The following is a 23,352-nucleotide window of genomic DNA, read 5'->3' as shown; positions in this document are numbered from 1 at the left end:
GGACGGATGCTGATTCAGATTGCCCACCTGTATGCGACCGCCTGCCTGGCGGTGATCTTTTTCCAGCTGGCGCTGATCGGCGGCGCTCCGCTGGGCGAATGGACGCAAGGCGGGCGGCACAAGGGCGCGCTGCCCCTGTCAGGGCGGCTGGTGGCGGCAATCTCGATCCCGGTGCTGCTGTTTCAGGGCCTGGCGATCCTGGCGGCCGCGGGCTTTCCCGGGCTGGACTGGCCGCGCTGGACCGGCTGGCTGGCACTGGGGGTGAGCGTGCTGACCTGCATCCTGAACGGCATCACCCCGTCCCGGCCCGAACGGGCGGTCTGGTTCCCGGTGACGCTGGTGATGGCGGGGCTGGCGGGCTACGTGATGATCGTCACGCTGCGCTGAGGCGGCAGGTCGAGTCCCGGCGCGGGAAACCCGCGTGGTGCCAAGGGGATGGGGCGCGACGCTTGGGCGCGGGGATTCACGACAGGTCCAACGCATCGGGCAGCATCCCATTGTGTACAAAGGAAAATCCGTTCTGCGCCTGCAAAACGCGATTATTCGCTGGGTTTTGAATGCTTTCGGCACTTGTTGACCCTGCCGGGGCGCGGCGATAAGGGTCTCTTTGCCAAGCGCCCTCGCGCCCGATCCTGAAGGAGCCTCGTCTTGGAAGAGATGCTGCGGGAATACCTTCCCATCCTCGTCTTTCTGGCCATTGCCATCGGTCTCGGCCTTGTCCTGATCCTGGCCGCCGTGGTGATCGCGGTGCGCAACCCGGACCCGGAAAAGGTCTCGGCCTACGAATGCGGGTTCAACGCCTTTGACGACGCGCGGATGAAGTTCGACGTGCGGTTCTACCTGGTGTCGATCCTGTTCATCATCTTCGACCTCGAGATCGCCTTCCTGTTCCCCTGGGCGGTGGCGTTCAAGGACGTGTCGGACGTGGCTTTCTGGTCGATGATGGTCTTCCTTGGCGTGCTGACCATCGGCTTTGCCTACGAATGGAAGAAGGGCGCGCTGGAATGGGAGTGAGCCGCACAGCGGCTGTTCCGGGCGGCAGGGCTGGCGGCGCGCCGGCCCGACTGGATTTTGGATGACGTCCGCGTCGGACCGCCCCGCCATACCGGGGTGCGGTCGGGGCGCGGTATCGAGAGAGGGTCGACATGAGTTTCACGGTTGCTGCGAATGACGCCGGTCCCGACCGGGAGCACGCCACGCAGGTGCTGAACCGGGAGTTGCAGGACAAGGGCTTTCTGCTGACCTCCACCGAGGACATCATCAACTGGGCGCGCACCGGGTCGTTGCACTGGATGACCTTTGGCTTGGCCTGCTGCGCGGTCGAGATGATGCATGCCTCGATGCCGCGCTACGACCTCGAACGTTTCGGCACCGCGCCGCGCGCCAGCCCGCGCCAGTCCGACCTGATGATCGTCGCCGGCACGCTGACCAACAAGATGGCCCCGGCGCTGCGCAAGGTCTACGACCAGATGCCCGAGCCGCGCTATGTGATCTCGATGGGGTCCTGCGCCAACGGCGGCGGCTATTACCACTATTCGTACAGCGTCGTGCGCGGCTGTGACCGCATCGTGCCGGTGGACGTCTACGTGCCCGGCTGTCCGCCGACGGCCGAGGCGCTGGTCTACGGCATCATGGCGCTGCAGAAGAAGATCCGCCGCACCGGCACGCTGGTCCGCTGAGGAGAGTGAGATGACCGAAGCCCTGAACGAACTTGGCACGCACATCGAGCTCAAGCGCCCCGACTGCGTGCTGGGCTGGGACGTCACCCACGGCGAGCTGAACATCGACGTCGCGCCCTCGAACATCCGCGGCTTCGTGGAGTTCCTCAAGAACGACGCAACCTGCCGCTTTTCCACGCTGATCGACATCACTGCCGTGGACTACCCGCAACGGCCCAAGCGGTTCGACGTGGTCTACCACTTCCTCTCGATGTACCAGAACCACCGCATCCGCCTGCGCGTCAGCATCCGCGAGGATGAGATGGTGCCGTCGGTCGTGACCGTGCATCCCAGCGCCAACTGGTTCGAGCGCGAGGTCTTCGACATGTTCGGGATCCTGTTTTCTGGCCACCCGGACCTGCGCCGCATCCTGACGGACTACGGCTTTCGCGGTTACCCGCTGCGCAAGGATTTTCCGACCACGGGGTATACCGAAGTGCGCTACGACGAAGAGCAGAAGCGCGTCGTGTATGAGCCGGTGAGCCTGGTGCAGGAATACCGGCAGTTCGATTTCATGTCCCCCTGGGAAGGCGCGCAATACGTGCTGCCCGGGGATGAAAAGGAAGGGGCGAAATAGTGCCCGCCAACGCGACCCTCAAGGCGACGCGCGCATGAGCGGTGCCCGCATCCCCATCCGCTTGAAAAAGCGCATTGGTGGCACGGGTATTCTGGCCGTTCTGGCCTTGCCCGGCCTTGCTGGTGCGTTTTGGGGCGGTGCGGTCGGCATCCTGATCAGCGTGGTCTTTGTGGCGATCATCGTTGCGGTCGCTTATGTGGTCCAGATGGCCTTTGCCTCTGGCGGCATGTCAGACAGGAACACAAGCTGGCTTGTTGGCGTTGCCATTGTCGCGGGTGTGGTCTTTTCGGGCATTGCCATGCTTGGGGCCGCGCTCGGCGCGGTTTTTGGCCCGGAGGCTCGGATATGGCCATGACAGGTCAAGAAATGCGTACACGGGTCGCAGTCGCGGGCGATGTTATGGCGATGCCAAAGCCGCCAATTTCGATGTTGCAATACCGGGAGTTGGCGGCGTTTTCCGCGGTGTTTGTCGGTCTGGGGCTTGTCGGCGGGGCGCTTGATGCGCTTGTCCGGGCGGTATTCTGAGGGAATGAAATGATGGACGGATCAAAATTTGACGACGGCAGCGTGGACGCGCTGCAGGGCGAACAGAAAATCCGCAATTTCAACATCAACTTCGGGCCCCAGCACCCGGCGGCCCATGGCGTGCTGCGCCTGGTGCTGGAACTGGATGGCGAGATTGTGGAACGGTGCGATCCCCATATCGGCCTGCTGCACCGCGGCACTGAAAAGCTGATGGAATCGCGGACCTATCTCCAGAACCTGCCGTATTTCGACCGGCTGGACTACGTCGCGCCGATGAACCAGGAACATGCCTGGTGCCTGGCCATCGAAAAGCTGACCGGCGTGCAGGTGCCGCGCCGCGCCTCGCTGATCCGGGTGCTGTATTCGGAAATCGGCCGCATCCTGAATCACCTGCTGAACGTGACCACGCAGGCCATGGACGTGGGCGCGCTGACGCCGCCGCTCTGGGGCTTCGAGGAACGCGAAAAGCTGATGGTGTTCTACGAGCGGGCCTGCGGCGCGCGGCTGCACGCGGCCTATTTCCGCCCCGGCGGCGTCCACCAGGACCTGCCGCCGGCGCTGATCGACGACATCGAGCAGTGGGCGCATGAGTTCCCGCGCCTGCTGGACGACCTCGACGGTCTGCTGACGGAAAACCGCATCTTCAAGCAGCGCAACTGCGACATCGGTGTCGTCACCGAGGAAGAGATCAACGAGTGGGCCTTCTCGGGCGTCATGGTGCGCGGCTCCGGCCTTGCCTGGGACCTGCGCCGGTCGCAGCCCTACGAGTGCTACGACGAGTTCGACTTCATGATCCCGGTGGGCAAGAACGGCGACTGCTATGACCGCTACCTCTGCCGCATGGCCGAGATGCGCGAGAGCCTGAAGATCATCCACCAGGCGATCGAGAAGCTGCGCGCGCCCGAAGGGCAGGGCGACATCCTGGCCCGGGGCAAGATCACCCCGCCGTCGCGCGGCGAGATGAAGCGTTCGATGGAAGCGCTGATCCACCACTTCAAGCTGTACACCGAAGGCTTCCACGTGCCCGCCGGCGAGGTTTACGCCGCGGTCGAGGCACCCAAGGGCGAATTCGGCGTCTACCTGGTGGCGGACGGCAGCAACAAGCCCTACCGCGCCAAGCTGCGCGCGCCGGGCTATCCGCACCTCCAGGCGATGGACCACATCGCCAGCGGCCACCAGCTGGCCGACGTGGCGGCGATCATCGGCACGATGGACGTCGTGTTCGGGGAGATCGACAGGTGAGAGGGACGGGGGCCTTCCTTGCCCTGGCAGCATGGCCCGCCTTCGCGGAACCGCTGCCCGTGCTGGCCCCCGATGCGCCCTACGCGGTGATCGGCCTGACCGACACCTTGGTGCCGGTCACCAGTGCGGGGCAGGGCTACCGCAGCGGTCTCGATACCAGTGACGAGCGGTTCGAGATCGGCGCGTGCGCCGCCAACGTGGCCGAGGATCGCAGCAGCCTGCGGGTGGCGGTGCCGCCCTGCCGGTCATGAGGGAGACACGCATGACACGTTACGCAATCGCATTGGCGGCCCTGGTCGCCGCACCGGCGCTGGCCCAGGATCTGCCGGTCTTCGACGAATCGCTGGGCTTCGAGGTGCGCGGGACCGTGGATGACGGGCTGATCCTGTCGAACGGCGGCGCGACCTTTTATTGCGAGGTCGGCGAGGGGCCGGACGATGGCTATCTCGTGCTCGACACCTGCCTGCCGATCCTTGGGCCCAAGGCCGCGGCGCAACTGGACGAGGCCGCCGCCGGGGCCGCGCAGAGCGCGGAGAGCTTTGCCGAGGCGGTGGACAGGCTGCCGCCCGTGGCGATGGTGGGCGCGGTCGAACGCACCTTGCAGGCCTTTGGCTGCACCCTGTCCAAGGACGACGACAAGACCGAGATCCAGATGGAACTGGCACGCCAGGCCGCGCAGGACGCCGGCTATCGCGGACCGCTGACCGAGGACGTTCTGGACGCGGTGGGCGAAAAGGGCGAAGACACGCTGAAGATGATGATCGACGCCGGGTTGATCGTCGTCGATGCCGAGGATGACCGCCGGGTGCGCCTGCTGGGCTGTCCCTGACGCGGGCTTTGGACAGGCCGCCGCGCGGTGGCCGGACGTAAGGAAGAGACGATGAAGAAGACGCTGTTTGCCCTTGTTGCCGCGATGCCGCTGGCCGGCTGCGTGCTGCCCGAAGGGGTGGCCGAAGAGGATCTCGCGGTGTTCGACGCGGCGGTGGCGTCGATCGGCTGCGACCTGGTGGACGAAAGCGACTACCTGCCGGTCGAGCTTCAGACCGGGATGCCGCGCGAAAAGCTGATCAGCATCGCGCAGTACAAGGTGGAACAGAAGCAGGCGGTGTCGCTGTCCAACGGCGGCGTGCGGCTGCTGACCGGCGCCTGCGCCCCCAAGACCCAGACCGCAGAGGCGCCCGCCGCCCCCGCCAGTTGACGTGCCGGTCCAGAGACCGGAGAGGATGACAGACTGAAACCCTTCGGGCGCCGCGCCAAGGTGCCCGCCGAGAGACCGAAAGCCGAAAGCCATGCTGCGCCGACTGCACTCCGAGCAACCCGAAAGCTTTGCCTTCACCCCCGCCAACCTGGCCTGGGCGAACGAGCAGATCACCAAGTACCCGGCGGGCCGCCAGGCCAGCGCCATCATCCCGCTGTTGTGGCGCGCGCAGGAGCAGGAGGGCTGGCTGAGCCGTCCCGCCATCGAGCACGTCGCCGGGATGCTGGACATGGCCTATATCCGGGCGCTGGAGGTGGCGACCTTCTACTTCATGTTCCAGCTTCAGCCGGTCGGATCGGTGGCGCATATCCAGATCTGCGGCACCACCTCCTGCATGATCTGCGGCGCCGAGGACCTGATCGCCGTCTGCCGCGAAAAGATCGCCGACAAGCCGCACAAACTGTCCGCCGACGGCAAGTTCTCGTGGGAGGAGGTCGAATGCCTTGGCGCCTGCACGAACGCGCCGATGGCGCAGATCGGCAAGGACTACTACGAGGACCTGACCGCCGACAGGCTGCGCGCGCTGCTGGACGCGCTTGCGAAAGGCGAGGTGCCGCAGGTGGGGCCGCAGAACGGCCGCTTTGCCTCGGAACCCAAGGGCGGGATCACCACGCTGACCGAATACGTCAACGGCTCGATCAAGCTGAACGCCAGCGCGCAGCTGGCGCAGGACATCGGCGACACGGTCAAGCGGATCGACGGCACCGAGGTGCCGCTGGTCGCGCCCTGGACTGACCAGTCCGGCCGCCGCGCCGCCGCTCCGGCGCCCACCGCCAAGGAGGCAGCGCCCGCCTCCGACGACGCCGCCCCAGAGCCGACGGAGGCGGACAAGCCCGCCGCGCTGGAGGCCGCGCGCGACGGCACGCCCGACGATCTCAAGCGGATCAAGGGCATCGGCCCCAAGCTCGAAGAGATGCTGAACGGCATGGGGGTGTTCCACTTTGACCAGATCGCCGCCTGGACGGACCGCGAACTGGCCTGGGTCGACGCCAACCTCGAAGGGTTCAAGGGCCGCGCTTCGCGCGATGAATGGATCCCGCAGGCGCGCGAACTGGCGGCCGAGGCGCAGACCTGAGCGCAATCCACGGCTTGGGCGAAAGTCTCCTTGGCCTTGGCGTCCTTTTGCGGCGATAGTCGTGGTCACACACGGCCTGGAGCGGCATGGGGGAGGATGACATGGCCCAAAAGACCGAGATGGAAGACTGCGGCCTGATGAGCTGGACCATGGCAGCGATGGCCGCCTTTGTGGCCTTTGTGCTGCTGATCGTGCTGGGCGACTGGCGGGTGATATCGGCGATCTTCGTGTCGCTGGTGATCCTGGCGGCGCTGGGGCTGGCGTTTTCCACGATCTTTTGCGCCAAACTGCCCGGGCCGGTGCTGCCCGGCGGGCTGCCCGCGTCGGCCAGGCCTGCGGCTGCGGCCCCCGTGGCCCGGCCGGCGCCGTCCTCTCCTGTTGCCGCGCCGTTGGCAGCCACGCCAAAGCCGGACCCTGCACCTGAACCGCAGCCCGTGGTCGCGGCCGAACCGGTGCCGGAGCCCGCCCCGGAACCGGCACCCGAATCGCCTGCCGAGGACACCGCCCCGGCGGAGGCCGCGCCGGTCCGGCCAAGGATGCTGGACGCCGCGCCCGAGGATGGCGGCGACGACCTCAAGCAGATCAAGGGCATCGGTCCCAAGCTGGAACAGCTGTGCAAGAGCCTCGGGATCTACCGCTTTGACCAGATCGCCGCCTGGACCGAGGCCGAGATCGCCTGGGTCGACTCCAACCTCGAGGGCTTCAAGGGCCGGGTGATCCGCGATGCCTGGGTGGCCCAGGCGAAGGACCTTGCCCGGGATAAGGCCGGCGGAGGGACCGGGTCCTGATCGCCGCGCGGGCGGTTTTCGGCGACCCTTTGCCGGGTCCTTGGTCACGCCGGCGCGCGTGCGGCGACTGCGACATTTCCAAGGCTTGCGCAGCGTGATGGTGTATGCGAGGCGTGGCCGCGGCACTGTTGGGGAGGAACGGCGCTGATACACGCGCAGGTGACCTGCGCCCGTCTATTGGAGCAAGAACGTGACCAGAACGACCCCGATCTTTTCGATGACCCCGGACTACACCCCGATCGTCCGCATGATGGCGATGCAGACCCGTTTCGCCATCGAGACGAGCCAGGGCATGATGAAGCTGGCCATGCTGCCCTGGTCTGGCCTGCCGAGGGGCTTTGCCTCGATCTGCACGCCGCTGGGCAGCGTGACCGTCGCCGCCAAGGCGGCCGAGTCCAAGCCCGCCAAGCCCGTGGTGGTCCAGCCCGCCGCGAAGCCAAAGAGCGCCGCGCCCGAGGTGATCGAGGCCAAGGCGGTCGAAGTGGCCGAGACCCCGGCGCCCAAGGCGAAGGCTGCCCCGGTGGCGACCCCGGCTCCGGTGGCCGAGAAGGTGGCCGCAGCGCCCGCGGCGAAGGCCGAGAAACCCGCAGCCGCCCCGGTGGCAAAAGCCGAGAAACCCGCCGAAGCTGCGCCGGCCCCGATCGCTGCAAAGACCGAACCGGCCCCCAAGGCCGAAGCCGCGCCCGCGCCGAAGGTCGAGAAGCCCGCCGAGCCTGCGCCGGCCGCGAAGGTCGCCGAGGCCGCCCCGGCCGCCAAGGCCGAAGCCACGCCTGCGCCGAAGGTCGAGAAGGCCGCCGAAGCCGCAGCGGCCCCCAAGGCCGAAGCCGCCCCCGCCATGGCCAAGCCCAAGGCCATCGCGGCACCGGCCAAGCCCGATGACCTGACCGTGCTCGACGGTGTCGGCCCCAAGCTGGCCGAGGCGCTGAACGCCGAAGGCATCTACACCTACGCCCAGATCGCCGCCTGGACCGACGCCAATGTCGCCTGGGCCGACGAAAACCTGCCGGGCGTGCCCGGGCGCGCCTCGCGCAATGGCTGGGTGGCGCAGGCCGCCGGTCTGGCGAAATAAGCCGCGGCACCGGTGCCGGGCAGACAGGACTTCAGCCGGCGCGGCCGTGTGGCCGCGCTGGTGATCGCCGGAACCGGCCTCGGCTGGGTTGCGGCAAATGCCATCGGCATGGCGCTGGGGATCAGCCAGCGCCTGCACGCGCTCTTTGACCTTGCCGCACTTGGGGGCTTTGTCTGGGCGCTGTGGCTGGTATACGGACTCTGGCGGGACCGCCCGAAAGACAAGGATTGAGAGATGCTGCAGGACAAGGACCGGATCTTTACCAACCTCTACGGCATGCACGACCGCACCCTCGCGGGGGCGAAGGCGCGCGGCCATTGGGACGGAACCAGGGACATCATCGCCAAGGGCCGGGACTGGATCATCGAAGAGATGAAGGCCTCGGGCCTGCGCGGACGCGGCGGGGCAGGTTTCCCGACCGGCCTGAAGTGGTCTTTCATGCCCAAGGAATCGGATGGCCGCCCTGCCTATCTGGTGGTGAACGCCGACGAATCCGAGCCGGGCACCTGCAAGGACCGCGAGATCATGCGCCACGATCCGCACACGCTGATCGAGGGCTGCCTGATCGCCAGCTTCGCGATGCAGGCGCACGCCTGCTACATCTACATCCGCGGCGAATACATCCGCGAGAAAGAGGCGCTCCAGAACGCCATCGACGAGGCCTATGACGCGGGCCTGCTGGGCAAGAATGCCGCCGGCAGCGGCTGGGACTTCGAGCTGTTCCTGCACCACGGCGCCGGCGCCTACATCTGTGGCGAGGAAACCGCGCTGCTGGAATCGCTCGAAGGCAAGAAGGGCATGCCCCGGATGAAGCCGCCGTTCCCGGCCGGCGCGGGCCTCTACGGCTGCCCGACCACGGTGAACAACGTCGAATCCATCGCCGTCGTGCCGACGATCCTGCGCCGCGGGGCGGAGTGGTTCTCGGGCTTTGGCCGCGACAACAACAAGGGCACCAAGCTGTTCGCCATCTCCGGCCACGTCAACACCCCCTGCGTTGTCGAAGAGGCCATGTCGATCTCCTTCGAAGAGTTGATCGAAAAGCATTGCGGCGGCATCCGTGGCGGCTGGGACAACCTCAAGGCGGTGATTCCCGGCGGATCGTCCGTGCCCTGCGTGCGCGGAGAGAAGATGCGCGATGCGATCATGGATTTCGACTACCTGCGCGGCGAACTGGGCTCGGGCCTGGGCACCGCGGCGGTCATCGTGATGGACAAGCAGACCGACATCATCAAGGCGATCTGGCGGCTGGCCAAGTTCTACAAGCACGAGAGCTGCGGCCAGTGCACGCCCTGCCGCGAAGGCACCGGCTGGATGATGCGGGTGATGGAACGCCTGGTGCAGGGCAATGCCGACCCCGAGGAGATCGACATGCTGTGGGACGTGACCAAGCAGGTCGAGGGCCACACCATCTGCGCGCTGGGGGATGCCGCGGCCTGGCCGATCCAGGGCCTGATCCGCAACTTCCGCGACGAGATCGAGGACCGCATCAAGGCGCAGAAGACCGGGCGGGTGAGCGCGGTCGCCGCGGAGTGATCCGGTGCGGGGTCTGTTCGGACGCCTCCTGAGAACCTTGCAGAACCTGGCGGCGGCGGTCCTGACCGCCGCCTTCTGCTTTTTGCCGGCCTGGTACGCCCATGTCGCGATCACGGTGCGGCTGGCGCCGGAGTGGCTGTATGGTGCGATCGCCGGGCTGGTGTTTGTCGGGGCAGGGGTGACGCTGTCCTTTCTGGAAAAGGCCTGGCACGGGCGCAAACCTCTGGGGAATTGATAGATGAACTGGCTCAAACGTCTGTTTTCAGGACATTCAGCGCCAAAAAAACCAAGCCTGGAGATCATCATCAATGAATATGGAAAGGTCTTAGGCGAGGGCGGAAGCGTTGAAAGAGACGTTCGAGAACTCCCTTTCTCAAAAGAAGTAATCAAAGAAGGGCTCCTTGAAGCGCTAAAACTGACAACTGACCCAACCATGCGGGGGCATTTGGAAAGCGCATTTATTTCCTTGGCAGATTTCCAAGACTTGAAGGCATTGGCCGATCATGGGGTATCTGCTCCAAAGACAATTGCCGCAGAGGCTGAGCAGCTCCTATTTGAACTGCGCGGGGTGAAGAAAAAACTCCCGCAGGCATACCGGCCGGGTTGGTCCTTGACTTCGGTATTTGGGACGTGCCGACCACGAAACAGGACCGACACGCGGCGTCGCTCTGAAAGGAGCCATCCATGCATCTGGCACAGTTGAACATCGGGCGCCTCGTTGCCCCCACCGACGATCCGCGCGTGGCCGAGTTCATGGGCGCGCTGGACAGGGTCAACGGGCTGGGCAAGCGGATGCCGGGATTCGTCTGGATGATGGAAGGCTCCGGCGAGCCGGGCACCGGCAACACCGACACCAAGATCGGCGGCGACCCGCAGTTCGTGGCCAACCTGACGGTCTGGCAGGACGCCGAGAGCCTGGAGCGCTTTGTCTGGGGCACCATCCACAAGCAGTTCTACGACCGCCGCGCCGAATGGTTCGAGTTGATGACCGATCAGCATTTCGTCATGTGGTGGATCGCGGAGGGGCACCGCCCGACCCTGGACGAGGGGCTGGCGCGGCTTGACCTCTTCCAGCGCAACGGAGACAGTGACCAGGCGTTCGGCTGGGCCCATCTGCCACAGGCGCGGATGTGGCGCGAACGGCGCTGCGCGACCTAGGCGGGCTGGACCGGCGGCGCGGGACATGGCAGACAACGGCGACCGCAGCGCCCCCCGGACGGGCAGGGCGGACACGGCGGAGAGGGCAGCACTATGATGACTCGGGTTCTATGCGTGGTTCTGATGGCGGCCAGCCTGGGCGGGTGTGAACGCGCGGGCATCTTCCGCAGCGACGCTCCGGTATTCGACGGCCAGCGCTTTCGCGGCCAGGTCAAGTCCGAGCGCAAGGCGCGTCAGACCTTTACCGTGACCATCAACCAGGTGTCCAAATCGGCGGTCGGCGCGGTGGCGGCGGCGGAATACAAGGCGACTCAGCACTGCATCCAGTATTTCGGCACCTCCGACATCGACTGGGTCGTCGGGCCGGATGCCCGGCCGCTGCCGGTGGCGAACGACACGCTCACCCTGCGCGGGGTCTGCCGCGACGTCTGACCGGCAAGAGATTGCGCAGGGCGCGCCCCGGCCCGTGGAAATCCGCCCAAGCCAGCGCGCGCAGCAGCCTGTTATTGCATATCCGCCCGCACAGACCCCACCTGTACGCCGTGATATCAACCAGGAGGGCCGCGCATGCGCCTGATTCTCACCTCGTTCCTCTGCCTGTGCCTCGCTCTGCCCGCCAGCGCCAAGCCGCCGCTGCGCGAGGTCTCCGAGATCGACGACGGACTCATGGCGATCGCCATCGCCGACGAGATTCGCAAGACCTGCGACGACATCAACGCGCGCATGATCCGCGCGCTGTCGCAGATCAAGGAACTGGAGAAGCGGGCCAAGGCGCTGGGATACTCCGACGACGAGATCGACGACTACGTCAACTCCAGCGCGGAAAAGAAGCGGATGCGGCAAAAGGCCGAAGCCTACCTGGCCGCGCAGGGGGTGAACGCCAAGGACAAGAAGGCGCTGTGCCGCTACGGCCGCGACCAGATCGCCAGCGGCGGCCCGGTGGGCTTTTTTCTGCGCTGAGTCCATGGCTTAGCTGCGGCGCAGCGAGAACGTATTCGGATCCCGCGATCACACCAGCGCGGGGCCGCGGATAATCCACGGCCCCGCGTCGTTTTTTCCCGGTTTTTCATCGTCCCGGCATCTGGTCATGTCGCCCGTTGCGCGATAGAACCGCTGCGACTGCAGCCCGCCTCGGCGTGGGCGCTGCCAGCCGAAACACGGGAGAGGCATGGGCATGTCCGATTTGCGCAAGATCATCATCGACGGACGGGAAATCGAGGTCGAGGGGGCGATGACCCTTATCCAGGCCTGTGAGGTGGCCGGCATCGAGGTGCCGCGCTTCTGCTATCACGAACGCCTGTCGATCGCCGGCAACTGCCGCATGTGCCTGGTCGAGGTCGTGGGCGGCCCGCCCAAGCCCGCCGCGTCCTGCGCCATGCAGGTGCGCGACCTGCGCCCGGGCCGCAACGGCGAACTGCCGGTGGTCAAGACCAACTCGCCGATGGTCAAGAAGGCCCGCGAAGGGGTGATGGAGTTCCTGCTCATCAACCACCCGCTGGATTGCCCGATCTGCGACCAGGGCGGCGAATGCGACCTTCAGGACCAGGCGATGGCCTACGGCGTCGATTTCAGCCGCTTCCGCGAGCCGAAACGCGCCTCCGAGGACTTGAACCTCGGCCCGCTGGTCGAGACGCACATGACGCGCTGCATCTCCTGCACCCGCTGCGTGCGCTTCACCACCGAGGTGGCCGGCATCACCCAGATGGGCCAGACCGGGCGCGGCGAGGACAGCGAGATCACCTCGTACCTCAATCAGACGCTCGATTCGAACCTTCAGGGCAACATCATCGACCTGTGCCCGGTGGGCGCGCTGGTGTCCAAGCCCTACGCCTTTACCGCCCGTCCCTGGGAACTGACCAAGACCGAATCCATCGACGTGATGGACGCTCTGGGGTCCAACATCCGGGTCGATACCAAGGGCCGCGAAGTGATGCGCTTCCTGCCGCGCAACCATGACGGCGTGAACGAGGAATGGATTTCCGACAAGACGCGCTTCGTCTGGGACGGGCTGAAGCGCCAGCGCCTTGACCGCCCCTACATCCGCGAGAACGGCAAGCTGCGCCCGGCGACCTGGGGTGAGGCGCTCGGCCTCGCCGCGTCGAAGATCAATGGCGCCAAGGCGCTGGCCGGCATCGTCGGCGACCTGGCCCCGGTCGAGGCGGCCTATTCGCTGAATAAGCTGGTCGAAGCCAAGGGCGGCGTCGTCGAATGCCGCACCGACGGGGCGAAACTGCCCGCGGGCAACCGCTCGGCCTATGTCGGCACGGCGGCGATCGAGGACATCGACTCGGCCAACGGCATCCTGCTGATCGGCGCCAACCCGCGCGACGAGGCGCCGGTGCTGAACGCGCGGATTCGCAAGGCCTGGATCAACGGTGCAACCGTCGGCCTGATCGGGCCGATGGTCGACCTGACCTATGAGGTGCACCACTTCGGCACCGACCGGGCGGCGCTGGCCGAGCATCTGGAGCTGGCGAAAAGCGAACCGGTGGGGGAAGGCGAGCGCGGCATCGTGATCGTCGGCCAAGGGGCGATCACCGAGGCGGACGGCGCGGCGGTGCTGGCCATGGCGATGGCCATTGCCGAGGCGCGCGACGCCAAGCTGCTGGTGCTGCACACCGCGGCCGGCCGTGTCGGCGCGCTGGACGTGGGCGCGGTCAATGACCGCGGCATGGAAGCCGTGCAGGACGCGGACGTGATCTACAATCTCGGCGCCGACGAGGTCGAGATCGGCGAAGGCGCGTTCGTGATCTACCAGGGCTCGCACGGCGACCGGGGCGCGCACCGCGCCGACGTGATCCTGCCGGGCGCGGCCTACACCGAGGAACAGGGCCTGTTCGTCAACACCGAAGGCCGCCCGCAGCTGGCGCTGCGCGCCGGTTTCGCGCCGGGTGAGGCCAAGGAAAACTGGGCCATCCTGCGTGCGCTGTCGGCCGAGGTCGGGGCCAAGCTGCCCTGGGACAGCCTCGCGCAGTTGCGCCAGGCGCTGGTCGCCGAGGTGCCGCACCTGGCGCAGATCGACGAGGTTCCGGAAAACGACTGGCATCCGCTGGAGACGGGCACGCTGGGCGATGCGGATTTCCGCTATGCGATCCGCGACTTCTACCTGACCAACCCGATCGCCCGCGCCAGCGCGCTGATGGCCGAGCTGTCAAAGATGGCCCGCGACCGCGCCGCCACCCCCCTGGCCGCGGAATAAGTGCGGGAGATCGCCGTGATAACCCTGCTGGCCCTCGCCACGAGCCTGTCGGCCTGCACCACCCCGGAGAAAACGCCGGCAGCTCCCTTCTTGCCCGTCTACCAGGGCATCGAGACGCGGCTGCTGGATGGGGACCTGGTGCAGTTCGACGTGACGATGCGGGGCGCGCGGGATGCCGGCGACGTCGAGGACTACGCCGAATGTGCGGCGGCGCAGTATGCGCTGATCCGGGGCTACGGTTTCGCGCGGCATTTGCGCACGACTGCATACGAAGAGGGTGGCCTCTGGCGCGGAGATGCGGTTTACACCATCTCGGCGGCGCTGCCCCGCGGGCTCAAGACCATCGACGCCGAGGTGGTGGCGCTGGCCTGTGCCGAGAACGGAATACCGATGGTGTGAGGACCTGATGGAAAATTTCTTCGCCACGCCTCTGGGCACCTTTGTCATCATCTTTGCGCAGTGCCTCGCGGTGCTTGGCTTCGTGATGGTGTCGCTGCTGTTCCTCGTCTACGGCGACCGCAAGATCTGGGCCGCGGTCCAGATGCGGCGCGGTCCCAACGTCGTGGGCATCTACGGCATCCTGCAAACGGTCGCCGACGCGTTGAAATACGTCGTCAAGGAAGTGGTCATTCCCGCCGGTGCGGACCGCACCGTGTTCATGTTGGCGCCGATGGCCAGCTTTGTGCTGGCGATGATCGCCTGGGCGGTGATCCCGTTCAACGACGGCTGGGTGCTGTCGGACATCAACGTGGCCATCCTCTACGTCTTTGCCGTCTCCTCGCTCGAGGTCTACGGCGTGATCATGGGCGGCTGGGCGTCGAACTCGAAATACCCGTTCCTCGGCTCGTTGCGGTCGGCCGCGCAGATGATCTCTTACGAGGTGTCGATCGGCCTGATCATCATCGGCGTGATCCTCTCGACCGGCTCGCTGAACTTCGGCGACATCGTCGCCGCGCAGGACGGCTCTTACGGTTTCTTCAGCTGGTACTGGCTGCCGCATTTCCCGATGGTCTTCCTGTTCTTCATCTCGGCGCTGGCCGAGACGAACCGCCCGCCCTTCGACCTGCCGGAGGCGGAATCTGAACTGGTGGCGGGCTACCAGGTGGAATACTCCTCGACCCCCTTCCTGCTGTTCATGGCCGGGGAATACATCGCCATCTTCCTGATGTGCGCGCTGACCACGCTGCTGTTCTTCGGCGGCTGGCTGTCGCCGATCCCGGGCCTGCCGGACGGCGCGCTGTGGATGGTCGCCAAGATGGCCTTCTTCTTCTTCATCTTCGCGATGGTGAAGGCGATCACCCCGCGCTACCGCTACGACCAGCTGATGCGCCTGGGCTGGAAGGTTTTCCTGCCGTTCTCGCTGGGCTGGGTGGTCTTCGTCGCCTTCGCGGCCAAGTTCGGCTGGTTCTTCGACAGCTATGCCCGCTGGACGGTCGGAGGCTGACAGTGTTGCCGGATCGGAAACATATCGTTTCGGACAACCCCGGCGTGGGGCGGGCGGTCATGGGATCGCGCGGACGTGGTATCCTGACGGCGGGGGCGCGCGAGGTGCGTGCCCGTGCCAAGGGAGGCCTGCGCCATGTCTGACCTGAAATCCGCCATCCTCGACGCCAAGTATGTCGACATGATCGACCTTGGTGACTTTGTCGTGCGCGACACCGGCCTGCCGGATGTCGACAGCGACGGCAACCTGATGCCGCAGGCGACCGAGATCGCCGCCGCGATCTTTCGCTGGGCGGCGGACATGAAGGCGGCCGAGGCGGCCCGCACCAAGTCCCCGGCGCCCACACCCGTCGCAAGACCGGCCGCAGTGCCGGCGTCGCAGGGCGGTCAGCACCGCGAAGACCCGATGGCCGAGGCGCTGGACGCGGAACTGAACAGACTCGCACAGGAGCAAGGTTGACATGGCGACCATCGACTATGGCCGGGCCGTAAAGTACTTTCTGCTCGCCGACTTCATCAAGGGTTTCCAGTTGGGGCTCAAGTATTTCTTCGCCCCCAAGGCCACGCTGAACTACCCGCATGAAAAGGGCCCCCTCAGCCCGCGGTTCCGCGGCGAACACGCGCTGCGCCGCTATCCCAACGGCGAGGAACGCTGCATCGCCTGCAAGCTGTGCGAGGCGATCTGCCCGGCGCAGGCCATCACCATCGACGCCGAACCGCGCGACGACGGCAGCCGCCGCACCACGCGCTACGACATCGACATGACCAAGTGCATCTACTGCGGCTTCTGCCAGGAGGCCTGCCCGGTGGATGCCATCGTCGAGGGGCCGAACTTCGAGTTCGCCACCGAAACGCGCGAGGAACTGTACTACGACAAGGCCAAGCTGCTGGCGAACGGCGAGCGCTGGGAGGCCGAAATCGCCCGAAACCTCGAAATCGACGCTCCGTACCGCTGACCCGCACATGATCCGACTGTCGTTCATATCCGTGATCCTCGCCGCGCAGGCCGCGGCCGGCCAATCCATCCTGGAGGGCGGGCCGGAATGGCGCGCCAAGCGGGCCGAGGTGTTTTCCCAGGTCTGCATGGCGGCGGCGCCCGGTTTTGCCACGCTCGACGCACGGGCCGAGTCGGCGGGTCTGGAGCGGGTCAAGCAGAGCTGGGTTCTGGCGCCCGAGGCGGTGGTCAACCTGATGGCGCACGACGGGTTTTGCAGCTGCTTCCTGACCGCCGGCGCGCCGGACCAGGAGGCGATGATCGCGGCGATCCATGCCCGCCTGATGGCGGACTGGGGCGACAGCTACACCGGCCTGCCGAACGGGCTGGCCAGCGTGGCGCCGTTCGAGCGGGACGGCGTGGAGGCGGTGTCGATCCTGGAGCGACGCAAGTTCGACGGGCAGAACTGGCTGGAGGCGCGGATCTCGGTCTTTGGCGCCTGCCCTGGGCCGGACGTGGACGCGGAGGACGCGAAATGAGCGATAACAAGACACCGTTCGAGCTGATGATGGCGCAGGCGCAGGAGATGGCCAAGGCCTTCAACCCGGCGCTGTCCAGCTTTGACCCCAAGGGCTTTGAAAAGCTCTGGCCGACCATGTCCAAGGACGCCATGGAGATGTGGTTCGGCAAGGGCATGTCGAAGACCGGGCTGGACGCCAAGACCCGGCTTCTGCTGACGCTGTCGGGGCTGACCATGCAGGGCGCGCAGGCCGAGACGCCGTTCCGGCTGACCGTGCGCCACGCGCTCGAGGCGGGGGCCACCCCGGAAGAGATCGCCGAAACCATCGGCCACATGTCGATGTTCGCCGGAATTCCCGCGATGACCCGCGCCATGGACCTGGCGCGCGAGGTCATCTCTGACAACAAGGATGACGAGACATGATGGTCTTTTCCTTCTACCTCTTCGCTTTCGGCGTCATCGCGGGCGGGCTGTTCACCGTCATCAGCCGCAACCCGGTGCATTCGGTGCTGTGGCTGATCCTGGCCTTCCTGTCGTCGGCCGGGCTGTTCGTGCTGATGGGGGCGGAATTCGTCGCCATGCTGCTGGTGATCGTCTACGTCGGGGCCGTCGCGGTGCTGTTCCTGTTCGTGGTCATGATGCTGGACGTGGATTTCGCCGAGCTGAAGGCCGAGATGGCGAGATACATGCCGCTGGCGCTGCTGATCGGCCTGGTGATCCTGATGCAGCTGGCCATGGCCTTCGGCGCCTGGGAAGCCTCCGAACTGGCGGCGGGACAGCTGGCGCAACCGACGCCCGAGGGCGTGCACAACACGCAGGCGCTGGGGCTGATCCTGTACGACCAGTATTTCCTGCTGTTCCAGCTGGCAGGGCTGATCCTGCTGGTCGCCATGATCGGCGCAATCGTGCTGACCCTGCGCCACCGCCAGGACGTCAAACGTCAGGACATCCTGGCGCAGATGTACCGCGACCCGGCCAAGGCGATGGAACTGCGCGACGTCAAACCGGGGCAGGGTCTGTGAACGCAGCGCTTCGGCATATCCTGGCGGCGGCGGTCCTGATGGCGGCCGGTCCCGCGCTGGCCTGTTCGCCGGCGATGAACGAGGCGGCGCAGACCGTCGCGGGGGCGAACTGCGCGCTGCGGCATGACAGGATGCCGATTGGCGCCGAGGGTGTGACCGAGGCAGAGGACGTGCGCTCCGGCTTTGTCACGCAGCTGCATTTCGACGGCAACGCCTGCTATGTCTCCGAGGCGCGGGTGATCCTCGACTGCCTCGAAGGCCAGGCGCTGCTGTTCGGCCCGGCCGACCCGATGACGATGGAAGACCACATGGCCGCGACCGAGGGTGCCTATGGCCAGCTCTTTGCCGAGTACACCCAGACGCCGGTGTCGCTGGACGTGCTGGGACAGGTGGCCGGGGAAGAGGGGCTGAAGGTGACTCGCATTGCTTCGCTGGCCGCGCCGGTGATGCTGGGCCAGTCGGGCAAGCCGTTCGACCTGTCCTGCGGTTGCCGCCTGTTCTATCCCGACAGCAAGGGAGCGCGCGGATGAGCGCAGTCTGGGACATTCTGCTGTCGCCCACCGGGCTGGCGCTCTACGCCGGTTTCTGGCTGTTCAAGATCGTGGCCGGGGCGTGGCTGCTGCGCCGGGCGATGCTGCTGCTGCCGGTGCGCGTGCAAGGCTGGACCGAGGACAAGCTGTCCCGGCTGAAGCTGCGGGGGCGGGCGCGCCCGCTGGGATGACCCGTCCCGCGCAAGGCGGGGCGCAAGACAGGGCTTCGCCGGTGCGGCGGAGTACAAGACTGAAAGACCAAAAGCGGGCAAAACGCCCGGAGGGACGCACATGATCGGATTGGAACATTACCTGACGGTGGCGGCGGTGCTGTTCGTCATCGGCATCTTCGGGCTCTTCCTGAACCGAAAGAACGTGATCATCCTGCTCATGAGCATCGAACTCATGCTGCTGGCGGTGAACATCAACCTCGTCGCCTTCTCGACGCACCTGGGTGACCTGGTGGGGCAGGTCTTCACGCTCTTCGTGCTGACCGTCGCCGCGGCCGAGGCCGCCATCGGCCTCGCCATCCTGGTCTGCTTCTTCCGCAACCGCGGCACCATCGCGGTCGAAGACGTCAACGTGATGAAAGGCTGAGGTCGACCATGTCAACTATCGGTTTGCCCGGCCTTGCCCTGCTGACTGGCTTTTCGCCGGAAATGTGGATCGGCCTTGCGGTCGCAAAGCTTCTTCCTGTGCCATTTCCCGATCCGCAGCTGATGCTGATCTTGTCGCTGATCACCGCCTGAGAGGAAAACAAAAATGGAAAGCATCGTCCTCTTTGCTCCCCTCGCGGGGGCGCTGATCGCGGGCTTCGGCTGGAAGCTGACGGGCATCCGCGGCGCCCAGTGGATCTCCACCGGCCTGCTGTTCCTGGCCTGCGCCTTTTCCTGGATCATCTTCTTCCAGCACGGGCCCGAGACGCGCCACGTCGAGGTGATGTCGTGGATCACCTCCGGCACGCTGGACACCTCCTGGGGCATCCGCCTCGACCGGCTGACCTCGATCATGCTGATCGTGGTCACCACGGTGTCTTCGCTCGTGCACCTCTATTCCTTCGGCTACATGGCGCATGACGACAACTTCAAGGAAGGCGAGGAGAGCTACAAGCCGCGCTTCTTTGCCTACCTGTCGTTCTTCACCTTCGCCATGCTGATGCTGGTGACCTCGGACAACCTGGTGCAGATGTTCTTTGGCTGGGAAGGTGTGGGCGTCGCCTCCTACCTGCTGATCGGTTTCTACTACCGCAAGCCGAGTGCCAACGCCGCCGCGATCAAGGCGTTTGTGGTCAACCGGGTCGGCGACTTCGGCTTTGCGCTGGGGATCTTTGCGCTTTTCTTCCTGACCGACAGCGTCAAGTTCGACGACGTGTTTGCCGCCGCGCCCGACCTGGCGGCGACGCAGATCACCTTCCTGTGGACCTCGTGGAACGCGGCCGAACTGGTGGCCTTCCTGCTGTTCGTCGGCGCGATGGGCAAGTCGGCGCAGTTCATCCTGCACACCTGGCTGCCGGACGCGATGGAAGGCCCGACCCCGGTGTCGGCGCTGATCCACGCGGCCACCATGGTGACCGCCGGTGTCTTTCTCGTCTGCCGCATGTCGCCGATCATGGAATTCGCGCCGCATGCGACCGCCTTCATCACCTTCCTCGGGGCGACCACCGCGTTTTTCGCGGCGACCGTGGGCCTGGTGCAGAACGACATCAAGCGCGTGATCGCCTATTCGACCTGTTCGCAGCTGGGCTACATGTTCGTGGCCGCCGGTGTGGGGGTCTACTCGGTCGCGATGTTCCACCTGTTCACGCACGCCTTCTTCAAGGCGATGCTGTTCCTTGGCGCAGGGTCGGTCATCCACGGAATGCACCACGAGCAGGACATGCGGAACTACGGCGGCCTGCGCAAGAAACTGCCCTACACCTTCTGGGCGATGATGATCGGCACGCTGGCGATCACCGGCGTCGGCATCCCGCTGACCACCATCGGTTTTGCCGGGTTCCTGTCCAAGGACGCGGTGATCGAGAGCGCCTATGCCGGCACCAACGGCGGCTTTGCCTTCTGGGCGCTGGTCATCGCGGCGCTGTTCACCAGCTTCTACAGCTGGCGGCTGATGTTCATGACCTTCTACGGCAAGCCGCGCGGCGACAAGCACACGCATGAGCACGCCCACGAAAGCCCGACCGTGATGCTGGTCCCCCTCGGGGTGCTGGCGCTGGGGGCGGTGTTCTCGGGGATGCTGTGGTACGGGTCCTTCTTCGGCGACCATGACCGGGTGAACCGCTTCTTCGGCATCCCGTCGGCGCATGCTGCCGCAGCCGAGCATGGCGAGGCGGCCGACGCCGGGCATGCAGCACCTGCCGCAGAGGCAGACCATGCGGCCCCCGCCGCCGACGCGGCCCATGCCGAGCCCGCAGCCGACACCGCGCAGGCCGAGGCCGCGGACGGCCATGCCGATGCCGGCTACGCGGCACCGGGGGCAGGGGCGATCTACATGGCGCCGGACAACCACGTGATGGACGACGCACACCACGCGCCCAAATGGGTCAAGGTCTCGCCCTTCATTGCCATGATCATCGGCTTTGCCGTGGCCTACTGGTTCTACATCGTGAACCCGGCCATGCCCAGGCGTCTGGCCGAAAGCCAGCGCCCGCTGTACCTGTTCCTGCTGAACAAGTGGTACATCGACGAGATCTACGACTTCCTTTTCGTGCAGCCGGCCAAGGCGCTGGGACGCATCCTGTGGAAGGGCGGTGACGAGGCGATCATCAAGGGCGGCATCAACGGCCTTGCCATGGGCGTCGTGCCCTTCTTCACCCGGCTCGCGGGGCGGGCGCAGTCCGGTTACATCTTTACCTATGCCTTCTGGATGGTGATCGGGATCGCGGTCTTCATCACCTGGATGACGCTCAGCGGAGGGGCGCACTAATGGCGCTTGTTTTTCTACTGTTCGTGCTGGGCGTGATTGCGTCCGCATTGGGCGCTTGGCTTGATCGTGGCACCGACCAATCCCGGCGGTGGGGATTGACGCGGATGATCGGTGGGATCGTCATGGTTCTGGCGCTTTTTCTGGGATTGGGCGTTGTTGGTTTGATCGTGTCGATCAAATTCTCTTGGTTGCCAATCGTCGTGTACTGTGTGTGTCTTGCTCTATGTGTGGCGGTCTTGAGCCTGGACAAAAGGGAGAAAGCCAATGGATAACCTGCTTTCCATCGTCACCTTCCTGCCCGCGCTGGCGGCCCTGATCCTGGGCCTTTTCCTGCGCGGCGACGACGCGGCGGCACAACGCAATGCCAAGTGGCTTGCGCTGATTGCGACGACGGCGACCTTCGTCATCTCGCTCTTCATCCTGTTCCAGTTCGACGCCGGCAACACCGGCTTCCAGATGCTGGAAGAGCGCGAATGGCTCTTGGGCCTCAGCTACCGCATGGGCGTTGACGGGATCAGCGTGCTGTTTGTCATGCTGACCACCTTCATGATGCCGCTGGTCATCGCGGCCAGCTGGGACGTCAGCCACCGGGTCAAGGAATACATGATCGCCTTCCTTGTGCTGGAAACGCTGATGCTGGGCGTCTTCATGGCGCTGGACCTGGTGCTGTTCTACATGTTCTTCGAGGCGGGGCTGATCCCGATGTTCCTGATCATCGGCATCTGGGGCGGCAAGGACCGGATCTATGCCTCGTTCAAGTTCTTCCTCTACACCTTCCTTGGCTCTGTGCTGATGCTGGTGGCGATGGTGGGCATGTATGCGGATGCGGGCACCACCTGCATTGGCGGCTGTGACGTATCGCTGCTGAAACACAACTTTGCCTCCGAAGATTTCAGCATTCTGGGCATTCACGTCGTCGGCGGGATGCAGACCATGCTGTTCCTCGCCTTCTTTGCCAGCTTTGCGGTGAAGATGCCGATGTGGCCGGTTCACACCTGGTTGCCCGAAGCGCACGTTCAGGCACCAACCGCCGGGTCGGTTGTGCTGGCGGCGATCCTGCTGAAGATGGGCGGCTACGGCTTCTTGCGGTTCTCGCTGCCGATGTTCCCGGTGGGCTCGGACGTGATGGCGAACTTTGTCTTCACCCTGTCGGTGATCGCAATCATCTACACCAGCCTCGTCGCGCTGGTGCAGGAGGACATGAAGAAGCTGATCGCCTATTCGTCCGTCGCGCACATGGGCTACGTGACCATGGGCATCTTTGCCGCCAACCAGCAGGGCGTCGACGGGGCGATCTTCCAGATGATCAGCCACGGCTTCATCTCTGGCGCGCTCTTTCTCTGCGTCGGCGTGATCTATGACCGGATGCACACCCGCGAGATCGACGCCTACGGCGGTCTCGTGAACCGGATGCCGGCCTATGCGCTGATCTTCATGCTGTTCACCATGGCCAACGTCGGCCTGCCGGGAACCAGCGGGTTTGTCGGCGAATTCCTGACCCTGATGGGCATCTTCCAGGTCAACACCTGGGTGGCGGCGGGCGCCGCGACCGGGGTGATCCTGTCGGCGGCCTATGCGCTGTGGCTGTACCGCCGCGTCGTCATGGGCGACCTGATCAAGGAAAGCCTGAAGACCATCAAGGACATGAACCGGCGGGAAAAGGCGATCTTTGCGCCGCTGGTGATCATGACGATCTGGATGGGCGTCTACCCGGCCCCGATCCTGGACCGCACCGGTCCGGCGGTCGAGGCGCTGGTTTCGAAATACGACACGGCGCTTGCCAGTGCCGGCCGCGGTGCGGTCGACACGCGCGTTGCCGTGGCTGAACACTGAGGAGTG

The 23,352-nt window shown here is 65.6% G+C and carries 35 protein-coding genes; all 35 read left to right on the top strand.

What is annotated here, in order from left to right; translation table 11 throughout:
- The first annotated feature begins 6 nt into the window (after window positions 1-6).
- Window positions 7-387, top strand: a complete 381-nt coding sequence (locus tag MAA8898_RS04650) for a hypothetical protein (protein ID WP_094019804.1) — start codon at window positions 7-9, stop codon at window positions 385-387.
- Window positions 388-648: 261 nt separating this feature from the next.
- A complete protein-coding gene (locus MAA8898_RS04645; protein ID WP_094019803.1) occupies window positions 649-1,014 on the top strand; it encodes an NADH-quinone oxidoreductase subunit A in 366 nt (121 codons plus the stop codon).
- 131 nt (window positions 1,015-1,145) lie between these two features.
- A complete protein-coding gene (locus MAA8898_RS04640) occupies window positions 1,146-1,679 on the top strand; it encodes a NuoB/complex I 20 kDa subunit family protein (protein WP_094019802.1) in 534 nt (177 codons plus the stop codon).
- A gap of 10 nt (window positions 1,680-1,689) precedes the next feature.
- On the top strand, window positions 1,690-2,295 hold the full coding sequence (locus tag MAA8898_RS04635) for an NADH-quinone oxidoreductase subunit C (protein ID WP_094019801.1): 606 nt from the start codon (window positions 1,690-1,692) through the stop codon (window positions 2,293-2,295).
- A 34-nt stretch (window positions 2,296-2,329) separates the two neighbouring features.
- Window positions 2,330-2,650: a hypothetical protein gene (locus MAA8898_RS04630; protein ID WP_094019800.1), complete on the top strand. Its 321-nt coding sequence runs from the start codon at window positions 2,330-2,332 to the stop codon at window positions 2,648-2,650.
- Window positions 2,641-2,820 (top strand): hypothetical protein, encoded by a 180-nt coding sequence (locus MAA8898_RS04625; protein ID WP_094019799.1) that lies wholly within the window; start codon window positions 2,641-2,643, stop codon window positions 2,818-2,820. Before MAA8898_RS04630 ends, MAA8898_RS04625 begins: the two co-directional genes overlap by 10 nt.
- 9 nt (window positions 2,821-2,829) lie before the next feature.
- The gene (locus MAA8898_RS04620) at window positions 2,830-4,062 is read left to right on the top strand and encodes an NADH-quinone oxidoreductase subunit D (protein ID WP_094019798.1); all 1,233 of its coding nucleotides are present in this window, start codon (window positions 2,830-2,832) and stop codon (window positions 4,060-4,062) included.
- Window positions 4,059-4,313, top strand: a complete 255-nt coding sequence (locus MAA8898_RS04615) for a hypothetical protein (RefSeq protein ID WP_094019797.1) — start codon at window positions 4,059-4,061, stop codon at window positions 4,311-4,313. Before MAA8898_RS04620 ends, MAA8898_RS04615 begins: the two co-directional genes overlap by 4 nt.
- An 11-nt stretch (window positions 4,314-4,324) precedes the next feature.
- Window positions 4,325-4,891 carry a hypothetical protein gene (locus MAA8898_RS04610; RefSeq protein ID WP_141194792.1) on the top strand — a complete coding sequence of 189 codons (567 nt, stop codon included), beginning with the start codon at window positions 4,325-4,327 and terminating at the stop codon, window positions 4,889-4,891.
- Window positions 4,892-4,942: 51 nt separating this feature from the next.
- Window positions 4,943-5,260 (top strand): hypothetical protein, encoded by a 318-nt coding sequence (locus tag MAA8898_RS04605; protein WP_094019795.1) that lies wholly within the window; start codon window positions 4,943-4,945, stop codon window positions 5,258-5,260.
- Window positions 5,261-5,351: 91 nt separating this feature from the next.
- Entirely contained in the window at window positions 5,352-6,395 is a 1,044-nt protein-coding gene (gene nuoE, locus MAA8898_RS04600) for an NADH-quinone oxidoreductase subunit NuoE (protein ID WP_094019794.1), read from the top strand.
- Between the two features lie 101 nt (window positions 6,396-6,496).
- The gene (locus MAA8898_RS04595) at window positions 6,497-7,183 is read left to right on the top strand and encodes a helix-hairpin-helix domain-containing protein (RefSeq protein ID WP_094019793.1); all 687 of its coding nucleotides are present in this window, start codon (window positions 6,497-6,499) and stop codon (window positions 7,181-7,183) included.
- A 190-nt stretch (window positions 7,184-7,373) separates the two neighbouring features.
- Window positions 7,374-8,252, top strand: a complete 879-nt coding sequence (locus tag MAA8898_RS04590; RefSeq protein WP_141194791.1) for a helix-hairpin-helix domain-containing protein — start codon at window positions 7,374-7,376, stop codon at window positions 8,250-8,252.
- 12 nt (window positions 8,253-8,264) lie between these two features.
- A complete protein-coding gene (locus MAA8898_RS04585; RefSeq protein ID WP_094019791.1) occupies window positions 8,265-8,483 on the top strand; it encodes a DUF5337 domain-containing protein in 219 nt (72 codons plus the stop codon).
- A 3-nt stretch (window positions 8,484-8,486) separates the two neighbouring features.
- The gene (nuoF, locus tag MAA8898_RS04580; protein ID WP_094019790.1) at window positions 8,487-9,785 is read left to right on the top strand and encodes an NADH-quinone oxidoreductase subunit NuoF; all 1,299 of its coding nucleotides are present in this window, start codon (window positions 8,487-8,489) and stop codon (window positions 9,783-9,785) included.
- Between the two features lie 37 nt (window positions 9,786-9,822).
- Entirely contained in the window at window positions 9,823-10,020 is a 198-nt protein-coding gene (locus MAA8898_RS04575; protein ID WP_094019789.1) for a hypothetical protein, read from the top strand.
- Between the two features lie 3 nt (window positions 10,021-10,023).
- A complete protein-coding gene (locus MAA8898_RS25705) occupies window positions 10,024-10,488 on the top strand; it encodes a hypothetical protein (protein WP_141194790.1) in 465 nt (154 codons plus the stop codon).
- On the top strand, window positions 10,470-10,943 hold the full coding sequence (locus MAA8898_RS04570; protein ID WP_094019788.1) for a DUF3291 domain-containing protein: 474 nt from the start codon (window positions 10,470-10,472) through the stop codon (window positions 10,941-10,943). The genes MAA8898_RS25705 and MAA8898_RS04570 overlap by 19 nt, the downstream gene beginning before the upstream one ends.
- Before the next feature lie 96 nt (window positions 10,944-11,039).
- A complete protein-coding gene (locus MAA8898_RS04565) occupies window positions 11,040-11,375 on the top strand; it encodes a hypothetical protein (protein ID WP_141194789.1) in 336 nt (111 codons plus the stop codon).
- 135 nt (window positions 11,376-11,510) lie between these two features.
- On the top strand, window positions 11,511-11,903 hold the full coding sequence (locus tag MAA8898_RS04560) for a DUF5333 domain-containing protein (protein WP_094019786.1): 393 nt from the start codon (window positions 11,511-11,513) through the stop codon (window positions 11,901-11,903).
- Window positions 11,904-12,117: 214 nt separating this feature from the next.
- Window positions 12,118-14,142 (top strand): NADH-quinone oxidoreductase subunit NuoG, encoded by a 2,025-nt coding sequence (gene nuoG / locus MAA8898_RS04555; protein WP_094020010.1) that lies wholly within the window; start codon window positions 12,118-12,120, stop codon window positions 14,140-14,142.
- A gap of 9 nt (window positions 14,143-14,151) precedes the next feature.
- The gene (locus MAA8898_RS04550; protein ID WP_503100495.1) at window positions 14,152-14,541 is read left to right on the top strand and encodes a YNQ4 family lipoprotein; all 390 of its coding nucleotides are present in this window, start codon (window positions 14,152-14,154) and stop codon (window positions 14,539-14,541) included.
- A 7-nt stretch (window positions 14,542-14,548) separates the two neighbouring features.
- Window positions 14,549-15,586, top strand: coding sequence for an NADH-quinone oxidoreductase subunit NuoH (gene nuoH / locus MAA8898_RS04545; RefSeq protein WP_094019785.1), 1,038 nt, complete (start codon window positions 14,549-14,551; stop codon window positions 15,584-15,586).
- Window positions 15,587-15,721: 135 nt separating this feature from the next.
- On the top strand, window positions 15,722-16,045 hold the full coding sequence (locus tag MAA8898_RS04540; RefSeq protein ID WP_094019784.1) for a hypothetical protein: 324 nt from the start codon (window positions 15,722-15,724) through the stop codon (window positions 16,043-16,045).
- Between the two features lies 1 nt (window position 16,046).
- Window positions 16,047-16,541 (top strand): NADH-quinone oxidoreductase subunit NuoI, encoded by a 495-nt coding sequence (gene nuoI / locus MAA8898_RS04535; protein ID WP_094019783.1) that lies wholly within the window; start codon window positions 16,047-16,049, stop codon window positions 16,539-16,541.
- A 7-nt stretch (window positions 16,542-16,548) separates the two neighbouring features.
- Window positions 16,549-17,058 carry a hypothetical protein gene (locus tag MAA8898_RS04530; RefSeq protein ID WP_094019782.1) on the top strand — a complete coding sequence of 170 codons (510 nt, stop codon included), beginning with the start codon at window positions 16,549-16,551 and terminating at the stop codon, window positions 17,056-17,058.
- Window positions 17,055-17,462, top strand: a complete 408-nt coding sequence (locus MAA8898_RS04525; RefSeq protein WP_094019781.1) for a carboxymuconolactone decarboxylase family protein — start codon at window positions 17,055-17,057, stop codon at window positions 17,460-17,462. Before MAA8898_RS04530 ends, MAA8898_RS04525 begins: the two co-directional genes overlap by 4 nt.
- On the top strand, window positions 17,459-18,061 hold the full coding sequence (locus MAA8898_RS04520; protein WP_094019780.1) for an NADH-quinone oxidoreductase subunit J: 603 nt from the start codon (window positions 17,459-17,461) through the stop codon (window positions 18,059-18,061). Before MAA8898_RS04525 ends, MAA8898_RS04520 begins: the two co-directional genes overlap by 4 nt.
- On the top strand, window positions 18,058-18,591 hold the full coding sequence (locus MAA8898_RS04515; protein WP_094019779.1) for a hypothetical protein: 534 nt from the start codon (window positions 18,058-18,060) through the stop codon (window positions 18,589-18,591). The genes MAA8898_RS04520 and MAA8898_RS04515 overlap by 4 nt, the downstream gene beginning before the upstream one ends.
- Window positions 18,588-18,782, top strand: a complete 195-nt coding sequence (locus MAA8898_RS04510) for a hypothetical protein (RefSeq protein WP_094019778.1) — start codon at window positions 18,588-18,590, stop codon at window positions 18,780-18,782. Before MAA8898_RS04515 ends, MAA8898_RS04510 begins: the two co-directional genes overlap by 4 nt.
- A gap of 100 nt (window positions 18,783-18,882) precedes the next feature.
- Window positions 18,883-19,188, top strand: a complete 306-nt coding sequence (gene nuoK / locus MAA8898_RS04505; protein ID WP_023849383.1) for an NADH-quinone oxidoreductase subunit NuoK — start codon at window positions 18,883-18,885, stop codon at window positions 19,186-19,188.
- A gap of 23 nt (window positions 19,189-19,211) precedes the next feature.
- Window positions 19,212-19,340, top strand: coding sequence for a hypothetical protein (locus MAA8898_RS27050; RefSeq protein WP_281252844.1), 129 nt, complete (start codon window positions 19,212-19,214; stop codon window positions 19,338-19,340).
- A gap of 13 nt (window positions 19,341-19,353) precedes the next feature.
- A complete protein-coding gene (gene nuoL / locus MAA8898_RS04500) occupies window positions 19,354-21,513 on the top strand; it encodes an NADH-quinone oxidoreductase subunit L (protein ID WP_094019777.1) in 2,160 nt (719 codons plus the stop codon).
- Window positions 21,513-21,785 (top strand): hypothetical protein, encoded by a 273-nt coding sequence (locus MAA8898_RS04495; protein WP_094019776.1) that lies wholly within the window; start codon window positions 21,513-21,515, stop codon window positions 21,783-21,785. The genes nuoL and MAA8898_RS04495 overlap by 1 nt, the downstream gene beginning before the upstream one ends.
- Window positions 21,778-23,346, top strand: coding sequence for an NADH-quinone oxidoreductase subunit M (locus tag MAA8898_RS04490; RefSeq protein ID WP_094019775.1), 1,569 nt, complete (start codon window positions 21,778-21,780; stop codon window positions 23,344-23,346). The genes MAA8898_RS04495 and MAA8898_RS04490 overlap by 8 nt, the downstream gene beginning before the upstream one ends.
- Window positions 23,347-23,352 lie beyond the last annotated feature (6 nt).

Origin of the sequence: Antarctobacter aquimaris, from assembly GCF_900184945.1 — a bacterium.
In the GTDB taxonomy this organism is placed as follows: Bacteria; Pseudomonadota; Alphaproteobacteria; order Rhodobacterales; family Rhodobacteraceae; genus Maliponia; species Maliponia aquimaris.
The sequence above is the reverse complement of the archived record's forward strand: the minus strand, read 5'-3'. Positions and strand labels throughout refer to the sequence as shown.

Bases quoted from the DNA above. Each gene is read 5' to 3' on its own strand.
- MAA8898_RS04650 (WP_094019804.1), top strand. From the start codon at position 7: ATGCTGATTCAGATTGCCCACCTGTATGCGACCGCCTGCCTGGCGGTG.
- MAA8898_RS04640 (WP_094019802.1), top strand. From the start codon at position 1,146: ATGAGTTTCACGGTTGCTGCGAATGACGCCGGTCCCGACCGGGAGCAC.
- MAA8898_RS04635 (WP_094019801.1), top strand. From the start codon at position 1,690: ATGACCGAAGCCCTGAACGAACTTGGCACGCACATCGAGCTCAAGCGC.
- MAA8898_RS04630 (WP_094019800.1), top strand. From the start codon at position 2,330: ATGAGCGGTGCCCGCATCCCCATCCGCTTGAAAAAGCGCATTGGTGGC.
- MAA8898_RS04625 (WP_094019799.1), top strand. From the start codon at position 2,641: ATGGCCATGACAGGTCAAGAAATGCGTACACGGGTCGCAGTCGCGGGC.
- MAA8898_RS04620 (WP_094019798.1), top strand. From the start codon at position 2,830: ATGATGGACGGATCAAAATTTGACGACGGCAGCGTGGACGCGCTGCAG.
- MAA8898_RS04610 (WP_141194792.1), top strand. From the start codon at position 4,325: ATGACACGTTACGCAATCGCATTGGCGGCCCTGGTCGCCGCACCGGCG.
- MAA8898_RS04605 (WP_094019795.1), top strand. From the start codon at position 4,943: ATGAAGAAGACGCTGTTTGCCCTTGTTGCCGCGATGCCGCTGGCCGGC.
- nuoE (WP_094019794.1), top strand. From the start codon at position 5,352: ATGCTGCGCCGACTGCACTCCGAGCAACCCGAAAGCTTTGCCTTCACC.
- MAA8898_RS04595 (WP_094019793.1), top strand. From the start codon at position 6,497: ATGGCCCAAAAGACCGAGATGGAAGACTGCGGCCTGATGAGCTGGACC.
- nuoF (WP_094019790.1), top strand. From the start codon at position 8,487: ATGCTGCAGGACAAGGACCGGATCTTTACCAACCTCTACGGCATGCAC.
- MAA8898_RS25705 (WP_141194790.1), top strand. From the start codon at position 10,024: ATGAACTGGCTCAAACGTCTGTTTTCAGGACATTCAGCGCCAAAAAAA.
- MAA8898_RS04570 (WP_094019788.1), top strand. From the start codon at position 10,470: ATGCATCTGGCACAGTTGAACATCGGGCGCCTCGTTGCCCCCACCGAC.
- MAA8898_RS04565 (WP_141194789.1), top strand. From the start codon at position 11,040: ATGACTCGGGTTCTATGCGTGGTTCTGATGGCGGCCAGCCTGGGCGGG.
- MAA8898_RS04560 (WP_094019786.1), top strand. From the start codon at position 11,511: ATGCGCCTGATTCTCACCTCGTTCCTCTGCCTGTGCCTCGCTCTGCCC.
- nuoG (WP_094020010.1), top strand. From the start codon at position 12,118: ATGTCCGATTTGCGCAAGATCATCATCGACGGACGGGAAATCGAGGTC.
- nuoH (WP_094019785.1), top strand. From the start codon at position 14,549: ATGGAAAATTTCTTCGCCACGCCTCTGGGCACCTTTGTCATCATCTTT.
- MAA8898_RS04540 (WP_094019784.1), top strand. From the start codon at position 15,722: ATGTCTGACCTGAAATCCGCCATCCTCGACGCCAAGTATGTCGACATG.
- nuoI (WP_094019783.1), top strand. From the start codon at position 16,047: ATGGCGACCATCGACTATGGCCGGGCCGTAAAGTACTTTCTGCTCGCC.
- MAA8898_RS04530 (WP_094019782.1), top strand. From the start codon at position 16,549: ATGATCCGACTGTCGTTCATATCCGTGATCCTCGCCGCGCAGGCCGCG.
- MAA8898_RS04525 (WP_094019781.1), top strand. From the start codon at position 17,055: ATGAGCGATAACAAGACACCGTTCGAGCTGATGATGGCGCAGGCGCAG.
- MAA8898_RS04520 (WP_094019780.1), top strand. From the start codon at position 17,459: ATGATGGTCTTTTCCTTCTACCTCTTCGCTTTCGGCGTCATCGCGGGC.
- MAA8898_RS04510 (WP_094019778.1), top strand. From the start codon at position 18,588: ATGAGCGCAGTCTGGGACATTCTGCTGTCGCCCACCGGGCTGGCGCTC.
- nuoK (WP_023849383.1), top strand. From the start codon at position 18,883: ATGATCGGATTGGAACATTACCTGACGGTGGCGGCGGTGCTGTTCGTC.
- nuoL (WP_094019777.1), top strand. From the start codon at position 19,354: ATGGAAAGCATCGTCCTCTTTGCTCCCCTCGCGGGGGCGCTGATCGCG.
- MAA8898_RS04495 (WP_094019776.1), top strand. From the start codon at position 21,513: ATGGCGCTTGTTTTTCTACTGTTCGTGCTGGGCGTGATTGCGTCCGCA.
- MAA8898_RS04490 (WP_094019775.1), top strand. From the start codon at position 21,778: ATGGATAACCTGCTTTCCATCGTCACCTTCCTGCCCGCGCTGGCGGCC.